This is a genomic window from Streptomyces sp. NPDC060194 (genome assembly GCF_042728285.1).
GTDB lineage: Bacteria > Actinomycetota > Actinomycetes > Streptomycetales > Streptomycetaceae > Streptomyces.
Window position 1 is genome coordinate 1 of the sequence record NZ_JBHWZH010000016.1, and the last position, 22,057, is coordinate 22,057.

The 22,057-nt window shown below is 73.6% G+C and carries 18 protein-coding genes and 1 pseudogene; 9 read left to right on the top strand and 10 right to left on the bottom strand.

Going from position 1 to position 22,057, the window contains the following annotated elements:
* Positions 1-68 precede the first annotated feature (68 nt).
* Positions 69-593: a hypothetical protein gene (locus ACFWEG_RS05510; protein WP_387209496.1), complete on the bottom strand. Its 525-nt coding sequence runs from the start codon at positions 591-593 to the stop codon at positions 69-71.
* A 171-nt stretch (positions 594-764) separates the two neighbouring features.
* Positions 765-906: pseudogene (locus tag ACFWEG_RS05515) on the bottom strand (NAD(P)-dependent alcohol dehydrogenase); the annotation flags it as partial.
* Between the two features lie 191 nt (positions 907-1,097).
* Between ACFWEG_RS05515 and ACFWEG_RS05520 the strand changes: the two are divergent.
* A complete protein-coding gene (locus ACFWEG_RS05520) occupies positions 1,098-1,865 on the top strand; it encodes a GntR family transcriptional regulator (protein WP_387209498.1) in 768 nt (255 codons plus the stop codon).
* A 302-nt stretch (positions 1,866-2,167) separates the two neighbouring features.
* On the opposite strand, the gene ACFWEG_RS05525 is transcribed toward ACFWEG_RS05520, so the two are convergent.
* Positions 2,168-3,811 (bottom strand): sigma-70 family RNA polymerase sigma factor, encoded by a 1,644-nt coding sequence (locus ACFWEG_RS05525; RefSeq protein WP_387209500.1) that lies wholly within the window; start codon positions 3,809-3,811, stop codon positions 2,168-2,170.
* A 186-nt stretch (positions 3,812-3,997) separates the two neighbouring features.
* A complete protein-coding gene (locus ACFWEG_RS05530) occupies positions 3,998-4,774 on the bottom strand; it encodes a class I SAM-dependent methyltransferase (RefSeq protein ID WP_387209502.1) in 777 nt (258 codons plus the stop codon).
* 806 nt (positions 4,775-5,580) lie between these two features.
* Here ACFWEG_RS05530 and ACFWEG_RS05535 point away from each other — a divergent pair.
* Complete coding sequence (locus ACFWEG_RS05535; RefSeq protein WP_387209504.1) at positions 5,581-8,001, top strand: ATP-binding cassette domain-containing protein; 2,421 nt, start codon at positions 5,581-5,583, stop codon at positions 7,999-8,001.
* Between the two features lie 113 nt (positions 8,002-8,114).
* Here the strand turns inward: ACFWEG_RS05535 and ACFWEG_RS05540 are convergent, their stop codons facing one another.
* Positions 8,115-8,576 (bottom strand): MarR family winged helix-turn-helix transcriptional regulator, encoded by a 462-nt coding sequence (locus ACFWEG_RS05540; RefSeq protein WP_387209506.1) that lies wholly within the window; start codon positions 8,574-8,576, stop codon positions 8,115-8,117.
* Positions 8,577-8,734: 158 nt separating this feature from the next.
* Here ACFWEG_RS05540 and ACFWEG_RS05545 point away from each other — a divergent pair, with 158 nt between their 5' ends.
* The 3 genes from ACFWEG_RS05545 to ACFWEG_RS05555 are packed head-to-tail and all read left to right on the top strand — an operon-like array spanning position 8,735 to position 11,875.
* Complete coding sequence (locus ACFWEG_RS05545) at positions 8,735-9,943, top strand: MFS transporter (RefSeq protein WP_387209508.1); 1,209 nt, start codon at positions 8,735-8,737, stop codon at positions 9,941-9,943.
* 46 nt (positions 9,944-9,989) lie between these two features.
* Positions 9,990-10,814 (top strand): aldo/keto reductase, encoded by an 825-nt coding sequence (locus ACFWEG_RS05550; RefSeq protein ID WP_387209510.1) that lies wholly within the window; start codon positions 9,990-9,992, stop codon positions 10,812-10,814.
* Positions 10,815-10,855: 41 nt separating this feature from the next.
* Positions 10,856-11,875, top strand: coding sequence for an aldo/keto reductase (locus ACFWEG_RS05555; RefSeq protein ID WP_387209512.1), 1,020 nt, complete (start codon positions 10,856-10,858; stop codon positions 11,873-11,875).
* A 100-nt stretch (positions 11,876-11,975) separates the two neighbouring features.
* Here ACFWEG_RS05555 and ACFWEG_RS05560 read toward each other — a convergent pair whose 3' ends face one another.
* The 3 genes from ACFWEG_RS05560 to ACFWEG_RS05570 all read right to left on the bottom strand — a co-directional run bounded on the left by ACFWEG_RS05560 (position 11,976) and on the right by ACFWEG_RS05570 (position 16,270).
* Positions 11,976-13,964 carry a SpoIIE family protein phosphatase gene (locus ACFWEG_RS05560; protein WP_387209514.1) on the bottom strand — a complete coding sequence of 663 codons (1,989 nt, stop codon included), beginning with the start codon at positions 13,962-13,964 and terminating at the stop codon, positions 11,976-11,978.
* Positions 13,965-14,135: 171 nt separating this feature from the next.
* Positions 14,136-15,458 carry an amidohydrolase gene (locus ACFWEG_RS05565; RefSeq protein ID WP_387209516.1) on the bottom strand — a complete coding sequence of 441 codons (1,323 nt, stop codon included), beginning with the start codon at positions 15,456-15,458 and terminating at the stop codon, positions 14,136-14,138.
* A gap of 134 nt (positions 15,459-15,592) precedes the next feature.
* Positions 15,593-16,270 (bottom strand): GntR family transcriptional regulator, encoded by a 678-nt coding sequence (locus tag ACFWEG_RS05570; protein ID WP_387209518.1) that lies wholly within the window; start codon positions 16,268-16,270, stop codon positions 15,593-15,595.
* A 502-nt stretch (positions 16,271-16,772) separates the two neighbouring features.
* Between ACFWEG_RS05570 and ACFWEG_RS05575 the strand changes: the two genes are divergently transcribed.
* A complete protein-coding gene (locus ACFWEG_RS05575; RefSeq protein ID WP_387209520.1) occupies positions 16,773-17,291 on the top strand; it encodes a lytic polysaccharide monooxygenase auxiliary activity family 9 protein in 519 nt (172 codons plus the stop codon).
* Positions 17,292-17,339: 48 nt separating this feature from the next.
* A complete protein-coding gene (locus ACFWEG_RS05580) occupies positions 17,340-18,083 on the top strand; it encodes a chitinase (protein ID WP_387209522.1) in 744 nt (247 codons plus the stop codon).
* Positions 18,084-18,140: 57 nt separating this feature from the next.
* Here the strand turns inward: ACFWEG_RS05580 and ACFWEG_RS05585 are convergent, their stop codons facing one another.
* Positions 18,141-18,716 (bottom strand): TetR/AcrR family transcriptional regulator, encoded by a 576-nt coding sequence (locus ACFWEG_RS05585; protein WP_387209524.1) that lies wholly within the window; start codon positions 18,714-18,716, stop codon positions 18,141-18,143.
* A 54-nt stretch (positions 18,717-18,770) separates the two neighbouring features.
* Between ACFWEG_RS05585 and ACFWEG_RS05590 the strand changes: the two genes are divergently transcribed.
* Positions 18,771-20,096 carry a cytochrome P450 gene (locus ACFWEG_RS05590; RefSeq protein ID WP_387209526.1) on the top strand — a complete coding sequence of 442 codons (1,326 nt, stop codon included), beginning with the start codon at positions 18,771-18,773 and terminating at the stop codon, positions 20,094-20,096.
* On the opposite strand, the gene ACFWEG_RS05595 is transcribed toward ACFWEG_RS05590, so the two are convergent.
* Entirely contained in the window at positions 20,083-20,583 is a 501-nt protein-coding gene (locus tag ACFWEG_RS05595) for a lamin tail domain-containing protein (RefSeq protein ID WP_387209528.1), read from the bottom strand. The two genes, ACFWEG_RS05590 and ACFWEG_RS05595, sit on opposite strands and share 14 nt — an antisense overlap.
* Positions 20,584-20,831: 248 nt before the next feature.
* Between ACFWEG_RS05595 and ACFWEG_RS05600 the strand changes: the two genes are divergently transcribed.
* Positions 20,832-21,998 carry a CapA family protein gene (locus ACFWEG_RS05600; protein WP_387209530.1) on the top strand — a complete coding sequence of 389 codons (1,167 nt, stop codon included), beginning with the start codon at positions 20,832-20,834 and terminating at the stop codon, positions 21,996-21,998.
* The last annotated feature ends 59 nt before the right edge of the window (positions 21,999-22,057 follow it).

Sequence of the window (22,057 nt, forward strand, 5' to 3'; positions counted from 1 at the left end):
CCGCTGGCCCCCGCCCCGGGCCCGCGGCGCGTGACCCCCCGTGCGGCCCCGCCGACGACGGCGGGGCCTCACGCCACGTCCAGCGCGGCGCGCTCACCCCGCCCGACGGACACGGCCCAGCGCACGGTGGACGGCGCCTGTACGTAGACCCGCCCGGCGGCCTGCACGCCCTCGACATCGACGACGTCGCGCTCGTCCGCCACCTCCTGCCCGGTGCACGGAACCGAGCGGACCATGCCCGTCGGCCGGACCTCCACCGTCAACTCCCCCGGCCCCAGGCACCGGTAGGCGACGATCAGGGCTTCTCCACGCCGTCCTGCGTCGAACGCGAACGCCCCGTCGCCCTGCATGTCGCTCAGCCCCGCGACGAACGTCTCCCCGAGGTCGGGCTCCCCCACCGCGACCGGCGACTCGGCCGGCGGAGCGACCGTCGCGGGACCCGAGGAGGCGGGCCACGGCGAACGCGGGGCCGGAGGCGCGGAGTCCGGCGCCCCGGACGTGCAGGCCGCCAGTGCGAGCGGCAGCAGAGCGGCGGGCAGGAGCCGCGCGGTGAGAGCCGAACGGCGTTGCTGCGTACGGATTTTGCCCCTCATTGATCCCCCCGATGACGTCACGAGCGAGCGTCGTCGGGTGGTCGACCCGACTGCCGCTCGCGGTCATCCGATGGTGCGGGCGCCGCAGCGCGGGGCGCAATCGCAGCGCCGGAACTCAGAGGTGAATCTGATGTTCCGCACGAGGCGCCCCGTCGGGTCACCCCCCGCACACCCGAGCGCACACGCGTCGTCCGCCTTGTCCGCCGTGCGGCTCAGGACGGTGACCCTCCGCACCGAACGCCGCCGGGAACCTCACCGCCAGGTGGCCGAGCCCGCCGAGCCCGGCGGCGACCCGGCTGCCGGGTCCGGCTCCGGTCTCGCACCGCGCCTCCTCGCGGGGGTGGGCGGCGCCCCCACAAGCACTCCAGGTGACGCAGGAGGGCCGGGAGGTTTCAAGCCGATTTCATCCGCCGGTAGCGATAGGAGGTATAGACCAATGATATATATGCCGACAGTGCCCGTCCGGGCGCTCTCCGTCACGAATTCCCGGTGAGGACGAGGGACTTGGCCACTCGAGACGCGGACGCCCCGCGGGTGCCGATCTACCTGCAGGTCGCGCGACGCATCCATGACGACCTGACCGCCGGTCGCGTTCCCCCCGGCGGCAGGCTCCCCGGCGAGCGCGCCCTGGCCGCCGTACACCGGGCCAGCCGGGAGACCGTCCGGCAGGCGCTGCAGCACCTGCGCGAGCAGGGTGCCGTCGCCACCGACAAGAGCGGCACGTACGCCCTGCCGGCCGACGCCCGGCCGCCCGCGCTGCAGGCGGCGGAGTCCGCGCCGGTCTTCCCCGGCGGGGTGACGGCGGAGGTGCTCGCCACGGCGAGCAGCGCGGAGCTGATGTACCGGCCCGCGCCGCCGGACATCGCGGTGCTGCTCGGGCTCGACTCCGGCAGCCGCACCCTGGTGCACCACCAGGAGGTCACCGGACCGGAGGGCGACCTCATCCAGCGGGCGACCACCCACTTCTCGCACACCGCCCTGGAGGAGATCCCCCAACTGGCGCGCCGTGGCCGCAACTTGAGGGCCAGCCTCCAGCCGGATCTCCGGCGCCTCTACCAGTGGATGGACGAGGCCGGCCTCCAGGCCGTCTGCCAGGAGACCCTCACCGTCACCCCGCCCCCTGCCACCGCCGAGGGGACCGCCGACCTCAGAGTCCGCCGCGTCGTCAGCGACCAACGCGAACGCCCCTTGGAGGTCACGGACCTCGCCATCACCGCAGGCGCGGGCACCCTCAAGTACCGCTTCTCCCTGACGGGTTCACCCACGAACTGACCCCGGGTCCGAAGGCCGCCGACCGTATACGGATTCCCGGCCCCCGAGCCGACCACCTCGTCTCCCCCGAACCACCCCCGCTCACCGCCCCCCCGTTCACGGCTCCAACGAGCAGCCGCTCAAAGCGACAAGGCCGCGGGCGCGTCACCGTGCCGGGCGGTTGCCAGGAGTGGCGGGGATTCACCCGTGCCGAGGCGTCGTCGGGGTCACCCGGAACACCTCGACTCGCGTCGACACCCCGCGCACCCGCCCCGCGTCGTCGCCCGCGCACCCGCCCCGCGCGGTCGCCACGCCGCCCCCGCTCAGAGCTTCGTGCCGAAGGCCTGGGTCCACCACGGGCCGCCCTGGGCCTGGTGCACCCCGACTCCGAGCTCCTTGAAGCCGCAGTTCAGGATGTTGGCGCGGTGGCCGGGGCTGTTCATCCACCCCTCCATGACGGACGCCGGGCTCTGCTGGCCGCGGGCGATGTTCTCGCCGTAGGTGCTCCAGCGGTAGCCCGCGGCGGTGATGCGGTCGCCGGGGTCGGTGCCGTCGGGGCTGGAGTGGGAGAAGTAGTCGCGGGCCGCCATGTCGGCGGAGTGGTCGGCCGCCGCCCTCGCCAGCGCGGAGTTGGACGTCACCGGGGCACAACCCGCCTTGCCGCGTTCGGTGTTGACGAGCGCGACCACCTGCTCCTCGAACCCGCCCTGCACGGGCGGCTTCGGGGCCGGCGGCTTCGGCGCGGGGGGCTTGGGCGCGGGCGGGGCCTGCGTCCGCGACGGCCGCGGGGACGGCTTCGCGCTCGACGCGCTGGGCTTCGCCTTCGGCGACGCCGAGCGGCTCGGCGAGGACGAGGGCGACGGCGACGCCTTCGACGGCGACGGTTCGGCCGACGCGGACGCACTCGGGGCGGACGGGGTCGGCGTCGACGCCGCGACGGCCGAGGCGGACGCCTCGTCCCGCGGGTCCGGGCCGTCGAGGAAGAGGTACGCCCCGCCCCCGGCGACGAGCACGGCCACGGCGGCGGTACAGGCGCCGGTGCGGCGACGGCGGCGGGCGCGGTCGAGGCGGGCCTGGACGCGGCTGGTCCCGGCGGCCGTGGTCACCACGGGTGTCGAACCGGTGGCCTCCGCAGGGGAGTCGGCGACGCCGTGGCCGACCACCGTCGTCGCGGGATCCGCCGCTCCCAGGAGACCCGCCACGACCGGGACGAGGCCGAGCCCGACGAGCAGCCCCTCGGCCGGGACCAGCGCGGCCCAACCGCCCCCACACAGCGGGCAGTCACGGGTGTGCCGGGCGAACCGCTTGCGCCACAGCGGCGAGGGGCGACCGTCCCAGAGGTTCGCCGTCCGCTCCAACTGCTCGCAACGCGGGACCGCGGCGAGGGCGCGGACCACGATCCGCGCCGCCTCCAGCTGCGCCTTCATCCGCTGCACGCGGACGGCGGCGTGCTGGGGGGTGAGTTCCAGCGCCTCGGCGACCTCGGCGCGGGTCAGCTCGCCGGTCGACTCCAGCCACCACAGCGAGAGCAGCTCGCGGTCCCCCTCGTCGAGCCACCGGGTGGCCTCCGCGGTCTCGCGGCGCTGGCCGGAGAGTTCGAGGCGGACGATGGTCAGGTCGACGAAGTCCGCGCCCGGGTCGACGGCGTCGAGCGGGTCCGCGGTGCCGGGTATCGCGCCGGCGGGTATCGCCTCGGCGGCGCGGTCCCGCCAGTGGCCGCGTACCTGGTTCATCGCGATGGCCACCAGCCAGCTGCGGAAGTGCGCCGGGTCGCGCAGCCCGTCGAGCCCGCCGAGGGCCCGCAGCATCGTCTCCTGCACCACGTCGTCGGTGTCCGCGTGGCCGTTCAGCGCCCGGCCCACGATGTTGTACACCAGCGGCAGGTACGCGGCGACGAGTTCGTCCTGCGCCCGCTGGTGACCGGCCCGCGCCGCCATGATCACCGAGGTCTCGCGTTCGTTCGTCACGCTGGTGTCCACTTCCTGGGGGGGTACCGCGAAGGTACCGGACGTACGTTCTCCGACACCTGGGAGATACGGGGGCGGGCGCCGGATAACACAAACCCGCGAGATCCGTGCTTGACCTCGAGAAGGCTTAAGGCGGCCACGTCTGGGTCCTCCTCACCCACCTGGAGGACCTCACCCTGGAGGAGGTCATCCGCCGCAAGGGCGATGGCGAGGGTTGAGCACCGGCCGCCGGAACAGCGCGGTCCACAGGAACGGCCGGCCGAAGAGGGCCGAGCCGGCGGGTTGCCCGCGCATGCGGCGCAGCTCGACCACGCGCAGGTCGGAGAAGACGTGCCGCAGCTCGTCGGGGGTGTACGCGAGGCCGCCCTGCAGGGTGCGCGCCCGGTAGAGGTCCGCGTCCGCGAGCTCCGAGCCGACACCGTCCGGGCCGGCCGCGAACACGGTGAGCGCGAGGTGTCCGCCGGGCATGAGGACGCGGTCCAGGAGCGCGAGGTAGCTCACGCGGCGGTGCGGGGGCAGGTGGTGGAAGCAGCCGGAGTCGACGACGAGGTCGTACGGTCCCGGCAACCCGCCCTCGTCCAGGGCGAACACGTCCGCCGCGACGAACCGCGCGTCCACCCCCGCCTCGCGCGCCCGCTCCTCGGCCCAGACGGTCGCGACGGGCGAGAGGTCGACGCCGTCCACGGCGAACCCGCGCGACGCGAGGTACACCGCGTTCCGCCCGGCCCCGCACCCGAGGTCCAGCGCACGTCCGGGCCCGACGCGCCCCTCCTCCACCCAGCCCGCCAGGTTCTCGTCCGGCCCCGCCGCGAAGAACGGCACCGGCCGCGACCGGTCGGCGTAGAACCCGTCCCAGAACCCCCGCCCGTCCCCCGTCGCGGTCCGATCCGCCCCCTCCCCCGCGGCGAAGAGCCCGTCCAGCAGCGCGAGTACGTCCTCGACAGTCCGTACGGTCCGGTCCATACGTCACCCCTTCCGACCGGTGGATCCTAGGGAAGGAGCACGTCACCCGCCTCCCGGCCCCTCCCGCCCCCCGCCCCGACACGCCGCCGGGCGGCCCCCGCCCGGCGAGGGCGGCACCCGGTGCCCTCCACCCGCCGACATCGCACCCGCGCCCCGCCCACGGCCCTGCGCGGACCCGTTCTCCTCCACCCGGGCGGGACTTTCCCGTCGGTGCGGCGGATCATGGCGTCGGGTCCGGGGGAGGGCGAGTGGAGTTCGAAGAAACGCGGGCTGAGGCGAGGCTGGGCGGAGCTGCGGGCCGCACCGCCCTGAGGCGTCCCGGACCGGGGCCCCGGTGGGTGGCGGGGAGCCGGCGCGGCCGGTCGCGCGGGGGCGCCTCCCTCGTGGCGGCGGCGCCTCGCTGGCGCAGCAGCGGCCGACTGCGCGTTCCGGAGACCGTCTCCGACATCGCCTGGGGCGGCCGCAAGCGGAACCGGCTGTTCATCACGGCGGAGACGAGCCTGTACTCGGTGGTCATGGTGGTGACGGGCACCCGTCCCACGGGACGGGGGCGCTGGTCAACTCCGTTGGGTTTCCCGGTCCCTTCGGTCCCTCGGACCGCCTTGCGCGCCCGGGCCCGCCCGCACGCGATCGGCCCCACCGCCGAGCCCACGCGGTGAGGCCGGCGGGTGGGCCCGGGCGGGAGGCCGGGCCCCGGGGCGGCGGGTTCGTGTGGGCAACCTGCGGCGCGTTGTCAGACCCGGGTGGTTGGATCGGGGGAGGTGGAGCCGCGGAGGCGGTTCGAGACGACGGGTGGAGACGACACGATGAGCAAGGGCCCGCAGAGGACCACGGCCGGCGCGCCGGGGAGCACGCCGCACGCCGCCGACAGCCACGAGCTGATCCGGGTGCACGGTGCGCGGGTGAACAACCTGAAGGACATCAGCGTGGTGATCCCCAAGCGCCGGCTGACGGTGTTCACCGGGGTGTCGGGCTCGGGCAAGAGCTCGCTGGTGTTCAGCACGATCGCCGCGGAGTCGCAGCGGCTGATCAACGAGACGTACAGCGCGTTCGTGCAGGGCTTCATGCCGACCCTCGCGCGCCCGGAGGTCGACGTCCTGGAGGGGCTGACGACGGCGATCATCGTCGACCAGCAGCGGATGGGCGCGGACCCCCGGTCCACCGTCGGCACCGCGACCGACGCCAACGCCATGCTGCGCATCCTGTTCAGCCGGCTGGGCGAGCCGCACATCGGCTCCCCCGGCGCGTTCGCGTTCAACGTGCCGTCGGTGAAGGCGAGCGGCGCGATCACCGTCGAGCGCGGGGCGGGGAAGACGAAGACGGAGAAGGCCACGTTCACCCGCACGGGCGGGATGTGCGTGCGCTGCGAGGGCCGGGGCTCGGTGTCCGACATCGACCTCACCCAGCTCTACGACGACTCCAAGTCGCTCAACGAGGGCGCGTTCACGATCCCCGGCTGGAAGTCGGACAGCCAGTGGACGTCGGCGGTCTACGCCCAGTCCGGCTTCGTCGACCCGGACAAGCCGATCCGCCGGTACACGAAGAAGGAGATGCAGGACTTCCTCTACCACGAGCCGGTGAAGGTCAAGGTCAACGGCATCAACCTGACGTACGAAGGCCTGATCCCGAAGATCCAGAAGTCGTTCCTGAGCAAGGACCGCGAGGCGATGCAGCCGCACATCCGCGCCTTCGTGGACCGGGCGGTCACGTTCGCGGCGTGTCCGGAGTGCGAGGGGACCCGGCTCAGCGCGGAGGCGCGGTCCTCGAAGATCGGGAAGGTGAGCATCGCGGACGCGTGCGCGATGCAGATCAGCGACCTGGCGGAGTGGGTGCGGGGGCTGAGCGAGCCGTCGGTGGCCCCCCTGCTCGAGTCCCTGCAGCAGACGCTCGACTCGTTCGTCGAGATCGGCCTCGGGTACCTCTCGCTGGAGCGCTCGGCCGGCACGCTGTCCGGCGGCGAGGCGCAGCGCGTGAAGATGATCCGGCACCTGGGATCGTCGCTCACCGACGTCACCTACGTCTTCGACGAGCCCACCGCGGGCCTCCACCCGCACGACATCCAGCGGATGAACGAGCTGCTCCTGCGCCTGCGCGACAAGGGCAACACCGTGCTCGTCGTCGAGCACAAGCCCGAGGTCATCGCGATCGCCGACCACATCGTCGACCTCGGCCCCGCAGCCGGGTCGGGCGGTGGCGAGGTGTGCTTCGAGGGCACGGTCGAGGGCCTGCGCACCGGCGGGACGCTCACCGGCCGGCACTTCGACGACCGCTCGGCGCTCAAGGACGCCGTCCGGGAGCCGTCGGGGGCGCTGGAGGTGCGCGGCGCGACGACGCACAACCTGCGGGACGTCAGCGTCGACGTGCCGCTCGGGGTGCTCACCGTGATCACCGGTGTGGCGGGCTCGGGCAAGAGCTCGCTGGTGCACGGCTCGCTGATGAAGACGCCGCAGGCCGTCGAGGCGGGGGTGGTGTCCATCGACCAGAGCCCCATCCGCGGCTCGCGGCGCAGCAACCCGGCGACGTACACCGGCCTGTTGGAGCCGATCCGCAAGGCGTTCGCCAAGGCCAACGGGGTGAAGCCGGCGCTGTTCAGCGCGAACTCCGAGGGCGCGTGCCCCACGTGCAACGGCGCCGGCGTCATCTACACCGATCTCGGCATGATGGCCGGGGTCGCCTCGCCGTGCGAGGAGTGCGAGGGCAAGCGGTTCCAACAGGCCGTCCTGGAGCACCGTTTCGGGGGGCGCGACATCAGCGAGGTGCTCGCGATGTCGGTCGCCGAGGCGGAGGAGTTCTTCCGTGCGGGCGAGGCGCACACTCCTGCCGCGCACCGCATCCTGGAGCGGCTGGTGGACGTCGGCCTCGGCTACGTCAAGCTCGGCCAGCCGCTCACCACGCTCTCCGGCGGCGAGCGCCAGCGCCTGAAGCTCGCCACGCACATGGGCGAGAAGGGCGGCGTCTACGTCCTCGACGAGCCCACCACCGGCCTCCACCTGGCCGATGTCGAGCAGCTCCTCGGGCTCCTTGACCGCCTCGTCGACTCCGGCAAGTCCGTCATCGTCGTCGAGCACCACCAGGCCGTCATGGCCCACGCCGACTGGATCATCGACCTCGGCCCCGGGGCCGGCCACGACGGCGGTCACATCGTCTTCGAGGGCACCCCCTCCGACCTCGTCGCCCACCCGAAGACCCTCACCGGCGAACACCTCGCGGAGTACGTCTCCGGCTGACCGGGGCGGGGGGCCACCGGGCCCGGGGCCGCCCCCTCCCGACCGCAGTGGGACCGCCGCGACGCCCCTCCGCGCGTCAGGCCAAGGGCGCCGGCAGCGATATGCGCCGCCCGTCAGGGCGTCGGGGCGGGGGGTTGTTCGAGGACGCGGACGAGCGGCGCCAGTGCGGGGTCGTCCGCGGCGGTGTCGAGCGCCTCGCGCAGGGCCCGGTTGTTGGTGGGCCGGGCCTCCGCCAGCAGGGCGAGGCCCGCGTCGGAGACGTTGGTGTAGATGCCGCGCCGGTCGGTCGGGCACAGGTAGCGGGACAGCAGCCCGCGGTCCTCGAGGCGGGTGACCAGGCGGGTGGTGGCGCTCTGGCTGAGCACGACCGCGTCCGCGACCTGCTTCATCTGCAGGTGGCCGCCCTCGCCGTCGTGCTGCCGGCTGAGGACGTCGAGGAGCGAGTACTCGCGCGCGCTCAGGTCGTGCCCGGCCTGCAGCGCGCGCTCGATGTGCGCCTCGATCCGCCCGTGCAGCAGGGACAGGGCGCACCACCCCTGGGCGAGCGCGGTGAGCGCGGGGTCGGTGGCGGTCATGGGATCACGCGTCCTTCCTGGTGCTCCTCGCCGGCGGGCCGGCCCCGAGAGGCCGATGAGGCATACGCCACCATACCGCGTTTGCACATACCCCGCGTCTGCAATTATTGTTGCCGCTCGTAAGGCGCTATCGCAATGATTGTTTGGGAAGGCACTCCATGCCCCTCGCACTCCTGGCTCTCGCCATCGGGGCCTTCGGTATCGGCACCACCGAGTTCGTCATCATGGGCCTGCTGCCCGACGTCGCCGCCGATTTCGGCGTCTCGGTGCCCACCGCCGGATACCTCGTCACCGGCTACGCGCTCGGCGTCGTCGTCGGCGCCCCGCTGATGACCGTCCTCGGCACCAGGATCCCCCGCCGGACCATGCTGATGCTCCTCATGGGCCTGTTCGTCGTCGGCAACGTCGTCTCGGCGCTCGCCCCCGTGTTCGCGGTCATGCTCGTCGGCCGCGTGGTCGCCTCGCTCGCCCACGGCGCGTTCTTCGGGATCGGCGCGGTCGTCGCCGCCGAGCTGGTCGCCCCCGAGAAGAAGGCCGGCGCCATCTCGATGATGTTCACCGGCCTGACCGTCGCCAACGTCGTCGGCGTGCCCCTCGGCACGTTCCTCGGGCAGAGCGCGGGCTGGCGGACCACCTTCCTCGTCGTCGCCGCGCTCGGCGTCGTCGGCCTCGCCGGGATCCACCGGCTCGTGCCGGACGTGCCCAAGCCGGAGGGCGTGCGGCTGCGTGACGAGGTGGCCGCGTTCCGCAACGTGCAGGTGCTGCTCGCGATGGCGATGACCGTGCTCGGCTTCGGCGGCGTCTTCGCGGCGATCACCTACATCGCGCCGATGATGACCGACGTCGCCGGCTACGCGGACTCGTCCGTGACCTGGCTGCTCGTCCTGTTCGGCCTCGGCATGGTGGGCGGCAACCTGGTCGGCGGGCGGTTCGCCGACCGCCGGCTCATGCCGATGCTGTTCACCGCGCTCGGCGGTCTGGCGCTCGTGCTGGCCCTGTTCACCGCCGGCGCGCACCACAAGGCGACCGCCGCCGTAGCCGTCTTCCTCATCGGCGCGCTCGGCTTCGCCACCGTGCCGCCGCTGCAGAAGCGGGTGCTCGACTTCGCCCACGGGGCGCCGACCCTCGCCTCCGCGGTGAACATCGGCGCGTTCAACCTCGGCAACGCGCTCGCCGCCTGGCTCGGCGGGATCGTCATCGCCGCCGGCTTCGGCTACACCGCGCCCAACTGGGTCGGCGCCGGCCTCGCCGCCGCGGCCCTGCTCCTCGCCGTCGTCTCCGCCGCGCTGGAGCGCCGGGCGCCCGAGCGGCACGCCCCCGTGACCGCACCGGCCCGCGACGAGCGGCCCGTCCCCGTCGCGCACTGACCCCTTCACCGGACCCCCTCCGCACGACTCATCGCAGGAGAACACCATGACCTCCGTCCCCACCGTCACCCTCAACAACGGCGTCACGATGCCGCAGCTCGGCTTCGGCGTCTTCCAGGTCCCCGACGAGGAGACCACCGCCGCCGTCGGCGCCGCCCTGCGGGCCGGCTACCGCAGCATCGACACCGCCGCGGTCTACGGCAACGAGCGCGGCGTCGGCCGGGCCATCGCCGACTCCGGCATCGCCCGCGACGAGCTGTTCGTCACCACCAAGCTGTGGAACGCCGACCAGGGGTACGACGCGGCGCTCGCCGCGTTCGACGCCTCGCTGGACACGCTCGGCCTCGACCACGTCGACCTCTACCTCGTCCACTGGCCGACCCCGGCGCGCGACCTCTACCTCGACACCTGGCGCGCCCTGGAGAAGCTGTACGCCGACGGCCGCACCCGGGCGATCGGGGTCTCCAACTTCCAGCCCGCGCACCTGGAGCGGCTGCTCGACGAGGGCACGGTCGTCCCGGCCGTGAACCAGGTCGAGCTCCACCCGGGCCTGCAGCAGGCCGAGTTGCGCGCCCTGCACGCCCGGCACGGCATCGCGACCGAGGCGTGGAGCCCGCTCGCGCAGGGCGCCGTCCTGGACGACGAGGCGATCACCGCGATCGCCGCCGACCACGGCAGGACCCCCGCCCAGGTCGTGCTGCGCTGGCACCTGCAGACCGGCAACGTCGTCATCCCCAAGTCGGTGACCGAGAGCCGCATCCGCGAGAACCTCGACGTCCTCGACTTCGAACTCGGCGCGCGGGAGATCGACGCCATCACCGCCCTCGACCGCAACCTGCGCACCGGCCCCCACCCCGACACCCTCAACTGACCCTCACCCACTCCCACTTATCTCAGGGACGGAGACCCCCCATGAGCATCCGCTCGCTCCTGCCCGGCCGCATCGGCCTCGGCACCGCGCCCCTCGGAAACATGTACCGCGCGATCCCCGACGACCAGGCCGCCGCCACCGTCCAGGCCGCCTGGGACCAGGGCGTCCGCTACTTCGACACCGCGCCGCTGTACGGCGCGGGCCTCGCGGAGATGCGCCTCGGCGACGTCCTCGCCGACCGGCCGCGCGACGCCTACGTCCTGTCCACCAAGGTCGGCCGCCTGGTCCTCGACGAGACCGAGGACCCCGCGAGCCGCGAACTCGGCGAGAAAGGGGCCCTGTTCGAGCACGGCCGCCCCCACCGGATCGTGAACGACTACAGCGCCGACGCCACCCTGCGCTCCGTCGAGGACAGCCTGCGGCGGCTGCGCACCGACCGCCTCGACATCGTCTGGGTGCACGACGTCGCCCAGGACTTCCACGGTGACGACTGGGTCGGCGTGTACGAGAGCGCCCGCACCGGCGCGTTCCGTGCGCTGACCCGGCTGTGCGAGGAGGGCGTCATCAAGGCCTGGGGCCTCGGCGTCAACCGGGTCGAGCCGCTGGAGATGACCCTCGACCTGGACGAACCGCGTCCCGACGCGCTCCTGCTGGCCGGCCGGTACACGCTCCTGGACCACGACCGCGCCCTGCAGCGGTTGCTGCCCGCGGCCGCCGAACGGGGCGTCGACATCGTGGTCGGCGGCCCGTACAGCTCCGGCGTCCTCGCCGGCGGCAGCCACTTCGAGTACGCCGAGGCGCCCGCCCACATCGTCGACAAGGTCGACCGCATCACGGCGCCGGCCCGGGAGCACGGGATCGCCGTCAAGTCCGCCGCCCTGCAGTTCGTCCTCGCCCACCCGGCCGTCGCCGCGGCCGTCCCCGGCGCGACCCGCCCCGGCCGCATCGCCGAGGACCTCGCCGCCCTCACCGAACCGATCCCCGCCGCCTTCTGGACCGCCCTGCGCGACCGGGGGATCATCGCCCCCGACGCGCCGATCCCCACGGCCCCCGCGGCCTGAGCCGCCGAGTCCGCCGCCCGCGCCGTGGGCCTTGCCGGGGAAGGGCCCGGGTCCGTGGTCATCGGATCGCTGACCCGGTACGTGTCCACGTCGACGCGGATCAGGCGTCCAAGTCGCCGTCGATCAGGGGGGATTCGGGTTCGCCCGGGCCGGGGGAGGACTCGGTGAGGGCGAACCAGGTGGTCTTGCCCTCGGGTTCGGGACGGACGCCCCACTGGTCGGCGAGGATGTCGAGGAGCATCAGACCCCGCCCGGAGGAGGCGAGTTCGCCGGGGGCGCGCTGGTGGGGGAGTTCGTCGCCGCGGTCCATGACCTCCAGGAGGAGGCGGCGGCCGCCGGGGTCGCCGGAGACGTACGCGGTGAGGACGCCGGCCTGGTCGGTGTGGACGAGGACGTTGCCGAGCAGCTCGGTGGCGAGCAGGACGACGGTGTCGACCTGGTCGGGCCGGGCCCAGTCGTGGAGCAGCGCCTTGAGCTCGGCGCGCGCCTCGGCGAGTCCCTCGCCCTGGTCCTGGCCGATGGTGAGGACGAGCCGCCGCTCGGGGACGGCGGCGGGCCGGCGGCCGGAGACCCGGCGGACGAGCAGCAGCGCCATGTCGTCGCCGTCGCGCGGGGCCGCGCCGTCGGGGCCCGGCTCCGTCGGGGTGAGGACCGCCGTCATGACCCGGTCGGCCATGCCCTCCAGGTCGTCCGTCGGCCCCTGCGCCAGCGCGTCGCGGATCCGCGGCCAGCCGCTGTACATGTCGTGGCCGCCGTTCTCGATCAGCCCGTCGGTGCACAGCATCAGGATCTCCTCGTCCTGCAGCCTGATCACGTCGACGGGGTAGTTCTCCTCCCCCGGCAGCACCCCGAGCGGCAGCCCGCCGCTGACGTGTTTGATCATGCAGGTGCCGTCGGCGAGGCGCAGGACGGGGTGCGGGTGGCCGGCGCGGGCGATGTGCAGGTCGCCGGTGACGAGGTCGGCCTCGATGTAGATGCAGGTCGCGAAGCGGTCGTCGTCGAGCGCGGACAGGAAGTGCGAGGCGCGCGCGAGGACGGCGTCGGGCCCGTGCCCCTCGGCGGCGTACGCGTGCACGGCGGTGCGCAGCTGCGCCATGAGCCCCGCGGCGTGCACGTCGTGGCCCTGGACGTCGCCGATGACGAGCGCGAGCTGCCCGTTGGGCAGGTCGATGCTGTCGTACCAGTCGCCGCCGACCATCAGCCCGCCGCCGGTGGGCACGTACCGGGTGGCGACGCTCAGCCCGAGCTGCGCGGGGTCCGCCGAGCGCATGGACTGCCGCAGCCCGCGGGAGAGCGCGAGCTCGGCGCGGCTGCTGCGGGCCCGCTCCAGGGCCTGGCCGATCAGCCGGGCGGTGGTGGTGAGCAGCCCGCGCACCTCGGGCGTGAAGTCGGTCGGCGCGGAGAACGCGGCCAGCCACACGCCCACGACCCGGCCGGCGGAGGTGAGCGGCAGGAACGCCCACGCCTCCTTGGCCTTGCCCATCGAGATGTGCCAGGTGGCCGGGAACCGCTCCCGGTACTCCTGCGTCGAGCCGAGGAACACCGGCCGGCCGGTCCGCGCCACCTCCGCGGCCGGGTACGTGGTCGTCAGCGGCATCCGGAACCTGCGCCGGGTGCCCGGCGGGCGGAACCCGACCTGCGCGGCGACGGTGAGCAGCCGGTCCCGGACGTCGAAGACGACCTGCCCGTCCAGCGGCAGGTCGGGCGCCGACAGCCGCGTCATCAGCTTCAGGACGGCCTCGATCGTGTCGGCCTCGGCGACGGAGTGGCCGGCCGACAGCAGCACGGCGTCCCGGTGGCGGGCGGCGGCGCGGGAGCCGGGAGCCCGGCGCTCGTCCGGCAGCGCGCCGAAGTCGTCGAGGTACGACGCCCTGGACGGCGGCCGTCGCTCACCGGGCCGGGGCGGGTCGTCGTGGTCCTCGCGGATCGCGTTGAGCCCGTCGATCTGCGCCCGCTCGGCGGCCCGGTCGGCCGCACTGCGGTACGGGCCCGTATCGACGGGGGCGGCGTCGGGCCGGGCCTCGTCGGGGGACGGTCGGCCGGGGTCCGGTTCCCTCGGGTCCGGCTCCGGCGGCGGCGTCTCGGACACGGGCCCCCCTCGGTATCGCCTGCCCTCCGTCGTGCGGGCGTACGGCGGAGGGTGCGCGGGTCGCACCACCCCACCGTCACCCGCCCCGGCCGCCCCGGCCAGCCGGGAGCGCCCGGGCGCGGCGTCCGGGGGACCCGGCTGAGCCGTTCGGGGGCGGCGGAGGACCGGTCCTCAGACCAGTTCGCCCGCCCGGGCGACGACGCGGCCCGCGTGGACGACCATGTCGCGCTGCGGCATGTCGACGAGGACCTGCGGGGTGCACTCGCCGCGGACGAGGAGGAAGTCGGCCGGGTCGCCGGGCTCGAACCCGACCCGCGGCAGGCCCATGACGTCCGCGCCGCCGTGTGCGCCGACGGTGTAGCAGTGGGTGAGCTCGTCGTCGAGGCGGACGTCGGTGACCCAGCCGAGGATGTGCGCGCGGTGGAGCATGTCGGCGTTGCCGAACGGGCTCCAGGAGTCGCGGACGCCGTCGGAGCCGAGGCCGACGCGGACGCCGGCCTTCTGCAGCTCGTTGATCGGCAGAACCAGCGACTCGTTGGGGGCGACGGTCGTCAGGGCGATGTCGAGGTCGGCCAAGTCCTGAGCCATGGCAGCGAGTTCAGGTGCGGACAGGAACGGCAGGCAGAAGACGTGACTGACCGTCACCTTGCCGCGCAGGGACAGCGCGCGGGTGCGCTCGATGATGCCCCGCAGCACCTTGACGCCCTTGGCGTCGCGGTCGTGGAGGTGGATGTCGACGCCGACGTCGTAGCGGTCCGCGAGCCGGAAGACCAGGTCGAGCTGCTCGTCGAGCGCGTTGTCGAAGCTGATCGGGTCGATGCCGCCGATCTGGTCGACGAGGCCGCTGCGGGCGGCGTCCTCCAGCAGCTTCGCGGTGCCCGGCGCGCGCACGACGCCGTGCTGCGGGAAGCCGACGATCTGCACGTCGAGTGCGTGCGCGAGCCGGTCGCGCGCCTCGGCTACGCCTTCGAGGCCCTTGAGGCCGTAGGCGGGGGCGACGTCGGCGTGGGCGCGCATCGCGCGGGTGCCGCGGGTGACGGCGTGGGCCATCAGGCCGTACGCCCGCTCCCCCACGTCGCGGCGCTGGCTCTTGAAGAGCTCGACGTCCTGCGCGCAGTAGTCGGCGATGCCGTTCGCGGGCCTGCGGGTGACCCAGTCGCCGCCCCAGGTGGTCTTGTCGGGGTGGATGTGCGCGTCGACCAGGCTCGGCAGGGCGATCCGGCCGCCGCCGTCGATGATGCGCGCGCCCTTGGGGGCCGGGCGGTCGCTGAACGTCCCGTCGACGACGGTCAGGTCCACGGAGCGCTTGGCGCCGAAGGGGCGGACGTCGCGGAAGACGACGGCCGTGCCGCGACCGCGGGCGCGGTCGCCGGCGGGGGCGGAGGGGGCGGCGGCGGAGGCGGGACCGGCGGCGAAGGCCGCGCCCGCGGCACCGGTCCCGGCCAGGGAGGCAGCGGAGGCGAGGACGCCGCGGCGGGAGAGGGGCGGGACCATGGGGGCTCCTTGCGGTGGGGGTCGGGCTGCCGTGGGAGGAGGCTGCCACTTTTGTATACCAACGAGCAAGGAGCGACAAGAGTGCGCAGGTGATAGAGACGTGGAGGGGACCTTCACGGGATCTCGGTATACAACTACGCGTCGCCGAACAGCGAGCGTACGGCGACGGCGCGGCTGTCGCGGACGTGCAGGAACGTGCTCGCCGCGGCCGCGTCCTCGTCGCCGGCGGCGATGTGGCGGAGCATCTCGGCGTGCTGGGCGCGCATGTGGGCGGGCTCCTCGCGCATGCCGAACAGGAGCTGGAGCTGCCAGGAGAGCTGCTCCATGGTGCGCACGAGGAGGGGGTTGCCGGCCAGGGCGATGATCCGCTCGTGGAACGCGGTGTGGGCGGCGACCTCGCGGTCGCCCTCGCCGGTGGCGGCGGCGCGTTCGGCACGGTCGAGGAGGGCGCGGAGGTCGTCGACGGGGCGGGGTTCGGCCATCGCCCGGACGCGGCGGGCGGCGAGGCGGGAGGCCTGGACGGCGAGGGGCTCCCACACCTCGTAGAGGTGCCGTACGTCGTCGCGGTCCAGGCGGCGGACGCGGACGCCGCTGTGGGGGAGGAGTTCGAGGAGGCCCTCCGCGACGAGGGCGCGCATGGCCTCGCGGACGGGGACGCGGGACATGTTCAGTTCCTCGGCGATCTCGCGTTCGACGAGGCGGCTGCCGGGCGGGTAGGCGCGGGTGACGATCCGCTCGCGGATGGCGGCGCGGGCGGTGGCGCTGAGGGGGGTGCGGGGGGTGTCGCCCGTCGTGCGGTCTGCGTTTGCCACCTGCGCGTCTCCTCCGTGCGTCGACCCCGCCGACAATACGCGGCACCTCCACGCGGGGGGCTCCGCCCCCACGCCCCCGTCCGGGGCTCCGCCCCGGGTACCGGCCTCCGGCCGGTGGCCTCAGACGCCGGCCGGGCTAGGGATTTTTGTCGGCTCGCGCCGAGGTCCGTGCCGCTCGGCGGCGACGTCGCCCCCCGCCCACCCCACCCCGCCGTGCCCGGCGCAGCGGCGTTCGCCCCGTTGCTCACCGCACGCACCCGGTTCCTTCACGAGGTCTTCGAGAACTCTCCGGGAACCCTCCCGACCGGACCGGAGGGCCGCATCGTAGGCCGTGCAAGGCACTTGACGGTCGCGGTCGACTGGGTATGGTCTAGGCCAACGGCGGGCGCCGGAAGGGGCGTTGCCGCGTTAGCGGGAGCAACCCGGGGGCGCGCCGCCGCGCATGCACATGTCTCACCCCCCACTACGAGAGGCCCCCCACGGCCTGTCGTGAAGGAGAACCATGCACGCGAAGAGGAAGACCGCGATCGCCCTCGGCACGGCCATCGCCCCGGTGTTGGCGATAGCCCTGCCCGCGGGTCCTGCGAACGCGCACGGGTACGTGAACACCCCGCCGAGCCGCCAGGCGCAGTGCGCCGCCGGCACGGTGAGCTGCGGGTCGATCACGTACGAGCCGCAGAGCGTGGAGGGACCGAAGGGACTGACGAGCTGCAGCGGCGGGAACGCCGGGTACGCGGAGCTGGACGACGACGCGAAGGGCTGGGCGGTGACGCCGGTTCCGAAGAACGCCGAGTTCCAGTGGAAGCTGACGGCTCGTCACTCCACGAGCACGTGGCAGTACTTCGTGAGCGGCCAGAAGATCGCGGAGTTCGACGACAACGGCGCCCAGCCGGGCGCGACGGTCACCCACCAGGTGGACTTCGGGAGCCTGTCGGGCAAGCAGAAGGTGCTCGCGGTGTGGAACGTGGCGGACACCACGAACGCGTTCTACGCGTGCATCGACGTGAACGTCGGCGGCTGACGCGCCGTACCACTCCCCCGTACCCCCCCACACCCAGGAGTGATCATCTTGCGCCACCGCATCAGCGCCGTCCTCGCGGCGACCGCGACCGCGACCGCCGCGGCCGTCGTCGGCACCCTGACGCTCGCGCCCACCGCCTCCGCGGAGAAGGCGGACCGGACGAAGGCCGCGGCCGAATTCGTCGTCAGCGAGGCCCAGTTCGACCAGATGTTCCCGACCAGGAGCGGCTTCTACACCTACGGCGGCCTGACCGCCGCGCTCTCGGCGTACCCCGGTTTCACCGGCACCGGCAGCGACACGGTCCGCAGGCAGGAGGCGGCCGCGTTCCTGGCGAACGTGAGCCACGAGACCGGTGGGCTGGTCCACGTCGTGGAGCAGAACACCGCCAACTACCCGCACTACTGCGACACGTCGCAGCCGTACGGCTGCCCGGCGGGCAACGCGAAGTACTACGGCCGCGGGCCGGTCCAGCTGAGCTGGAACTTCAACTACAAGGCCGCGGGCGACGCCCTCGGCATCGACCTGCTGAACAACCCCGACCTCGTCCAGAACGACTCCGCCGTGGCCTGGAAGACCGGCCTCTGGTACTGGAACACCCAGTCCGGGCCCGGCACGATGACCCCGCACGACGCGATGGTCGACCAGCGCGGCTTCGGCGAGACCATCCGCTCGATCAACGGCAGCATCGAGTGCAACGGCGGCAACCCCGCGCAGGTCCAGAGCCGCGTCGACACCTACCAGCGCTTCACCCGGCTCCTCGGCGTCGAACCGGGCTCGAACCTGAGCTGCTGAGAGGCGGACCCCGCAGCCGCGGGGGCGGACCCGCGACGGCGGTCCGCCCCCGCGCGGTCATGTGCCGAGCACCCGCGCGCACACCTCGTCCACGTGCGGGGCGAGGAAGGCCTCGTCCAGAGGCTGGTGGCTGATCAGGTAGCGGTAGAAGAGCGGGCCCAGCAGCCGGTCGGCGACCTCCTCCGGACCGCCGCGCACTGTCTCGCCCCGCGCGGCGGCGCGCTCCAGCAGGGTGCCGACGTCCCGCACGTACCCGGTCCGGAAGGTGGCGATCACCGCGCGCCGGTCCGGGTCGTCGACGGCGGAGGCGGCCAGTGTGGCCGCCGCGCGCCCCCAGACGTCGGTGAGGCCGCGGGCGAAGACGCGGGTGTAGTGGCGCAGTTCGTCGCACAGCCCGGCTCCGGCGCCCTCGGGTCTGCCGGCCTCGGGGAGCGCGATGAAGGAGAACGCGTCCCGCAGGATCTCGTCCTTGGTGTCCCAGTGCCGGTAGAGGGTGCTGCGGGCGACGCCGGAGCGAGCGCTGATGTCGTCGATGGTGACCTCGCCGAAGCCCAGTTCGAGGAGCAGGTCGTTGGCCGCGGCGAGGACCTTGCTCCGGGTGCGTTCGAGGCGCGGGTCTGTGCGGGGACGCATACCGCGACCCTATGCTCGACTTTCAGAACTGATCAGTTCTGTTACGGTGGAGTCATGGCGACAAAACGGACATCTGCCGAACGGTTCGACCCGCTCTCGCCCACCTTCCCCGCCGAGCGGTTCTCCCTTCTGGACGAGCTGGGGGCCCAGGCGCCGGCGGTGCACCTGCCCGCGATCGGCGCCTGGGCCGTGACCCGGTACGCCGACGTGCGGACCGTGCTCGACGACCCGGAGACGTTCCCCTCGGCCGGGGAGCACACCCGCCGCGCCTACCTCCCGCCGGCGGCGCTGGCCGTCTACCCGCTGGACGCGCCCCTCTTCCGGTACGCGCTCGTCGACGTCGACCGGCCGCTCCAGGCCCGGCTGCGCGGCGCGCTGGCCAAGGCGTTCACGCCGCAGCAGGCGCGCGCACTGGAGCCCGTACTGGCCGAGGACATCGACCGGCTCCTCACCGAAGCCCTCGGCACCGGAGCTCCCGAACCCGGAGCACCCCGCACGGGAGGCCCCGCGGACGGCGAAGTCGTCGACCTGGCGGCCGAGTTCACCCGTACGATGCCCATCCGCACCATCTGCCGGGTCTTCGGACTGCCGCTGTCGATGTCGGACCGGCTGCGGGAGTGGGCCGCCGCGTTCGTCGCGATCAACACCCCGGGCCTCCCCGTCGCCCACCACGTCCGGGCGGCCGAGTCGTTCGCCGACCTCGACGCGTACGTCGGCGGCCTGCTCGACGGCGGCCCCGACGCGCTCGGCGACGGGCTCGTCCGTGACCTCGTGCTCGGCCGGGAACGGGGCGAACACGACCTGACCCGGGCGGAGTTGACGGGCAACATCGGCAACGTGATGTTCGCCGGCCACGAGACCACGGCGAGCACGCTGACCAACGTCCTCGCGCGGCTACTGCGGGAGCGGCGGCTGTGGGCCGGACTCGGGGCCGGCCGGCTCGAACCGGCCGACCTGATCGAGGAGTTGCTGCGGGTGGAGACGTCCGTCATCGGGCTGCACCGCTCGACCCGCCGCCCCACCCGGCTCGGCGGCACCCTGATCCCCGCCGACGCGCTGCTGTGGGTCGCGTTCGCCGCCGCCAACCGCGACCCCGAGGTGTTCCCCGACCCGGACCGGGTCGACCCGGGCCGCGTCCACACCCGCCGCCCGCTGACGTTCGGCCACGGCGTCCACGTCTGCCTGGGCGCCGCCCTCGCCCGGACCCAGCTTCGCCTGACCCTCGCGGACCTCCCCCGCCGCCACCCCGACCTGCGACTCGCCGGCGAGACCCCCGAGATCCCCTTCCACCTCATCCGCAGCCGCCCCGCCCTCCCCGTCACCCTCGGCGGCGGCCGGCGAGGGCGGACGGGCCGCGTCGAAGGCGTCAGTGGAAGGTGATGTACCCGTTGTCGTCGCGGTCGTTGCCGGACTTGGTGTACGCGTGGGTGTCCGCGGGGCTGCCCGAGGGCTTGACCAGGTAGATGGTGTCGCGGTCGTTGTTCCACAGGAAGTTGCAGTTGTCGCGGTAGACGACGTTGGCGCCGTCGGAGTCGTTGCCGTTGCCGCCGCGCAGCTTCACGTGGTCGCCGGGCTGCAGGTAGTGGTTCGCGGTGAAGGTGAAGCGGTTGCCGGCGGCGTCGCGGACGACGTAGCCGCGCAGGTTGACCGTGGCGGTGCGGGAGAAGTTGCGGATGTTCAGGTACTCCTCGCTGGTGTTGCCCGAGGAGCAGCTGTTGCGGTCGGTGCCGGGGGCGTCGTACTGGACGCCCTTGACCTTCAGGGCGGAGGTGTACTCGGCCGCCTGGGCCGGGCCGGCGGTCAGGACGGCGAGCGAGCCGGCCGCGACGACGGCGGCAAGGACGGTGCGGTGGGCGCGGGTGCGCATGGTGAGGTCCCCCCTCGGGAGTGCTGTGGAGCTCGGACGTGCGACGAGCTGATTGAAAGATAAACCTGGGACGGGTGAGGCGGACGGGGACCCGGCGCGCTTGTGACAGACCTGTCACACGGGGTGTCGCCGCACAGGTCACGCACCCGCCGTCACCGGTACGGACGCGCTCACCACCACCCTTCGCGACGGCTCGTGTAGGGATGCAGTGATGTGATTATTCCGACAAAAGGGAAGTCGGTTCCACGATGAATCGCACGCTGTACGGGGTCGCGGCCGTCACCACCGCGCTGCTCGCCGGGGCCACCGCCTGCTCCGAGCCGCCGAAGGCCTCGCTGTCCGCGCCGCCCGCGGCGAAGACGTCGGCGACGCCGAGCCCCGCGCCGAAGGAGCGCGGCTTCACGCTGGTCGCCTCGGGGGACGTGCTGCCGCACGCGTCGATCATCCGGCAGGCGAAGGCGGACGCGGGCGGTGCGGGGCACGACTTCCGGCCGATGCTGGCGGGCGCGCGCCCGGTCGTGGAGAAGGCCGACCTGGCGATCTGCCACATGGAGACGGTGTACGGCCCGAAGGAGGGCCCGTTCAGCGGCTACCCGTCGTTCGTGTCCCCGCCCGAGGTCGCCGCGGCGCTGCGGGCGACCGGGTACGACTCCTGCTCCACCGCCTCCAACCACACCCTGGACGCGGGCGCGGCCGGCATCCGCCGCACCCTCGGCGCGCTCGACGCGGCCGGCATCGCGCACGCCGGCTCGGCCCGTACGGCGGCGGAGTCGAGGACACCCGCGTGGCTGAAGGCCGGCACGGCGAAGGTGGCGCAGCTCGCGTACACCTACGGCACCAACGGCTACCCGACCCCGCCCGGCCAGCCGTGGGCGGTCAACCAGACCGACCGGCGCAAGGTGATCGCCGACGCGAAGGCGGCGCGCAAGGCGGGCGCGGACGTCGTCGTCGTGTCCCTGCACTGGGGCTCGGAGTGGCAGGACGCCCCCGACGACGTCCAGCTGCGGCTCGGCCGCGCGCTGACCGCGTCGACGACGGGCGGCCGCCCCGACATCGACCTCATCCTCGGCACCCACGCCCACGTCCCGCAGGCGTACGAGAAGGTCAACGGGACCTGGATCGTCTACGGGATGGGCGACCAGGTGGCCGGGCTGATGATCAACTACAGCGGCGCGCACGACATGCGCGGCAACCAGAGCAGCATCGGCCGCTTCACCTTCGCGCCGCCGAAGGCGCCGGGGCGGCGGTGGGAGGTGGCGAAGGCGGAGTTCCTGCCGCAGTTCTTCGACCCCGGCACCAACCGGGCGAACGACCTCACCGCGGAGGGGGCGGGCCACGGTGACGTCCGCGACCGCATCAGCAAGGTCGTCCTGAGCCGCGGGGCGGCGGACGACGGGCTGGTCATGGGCCGCTGACCTGCCCTGAGGTGCGGCCGGAGCCCGACGGGGCGCCCGGCCGCCGTTCACCTTCCGTA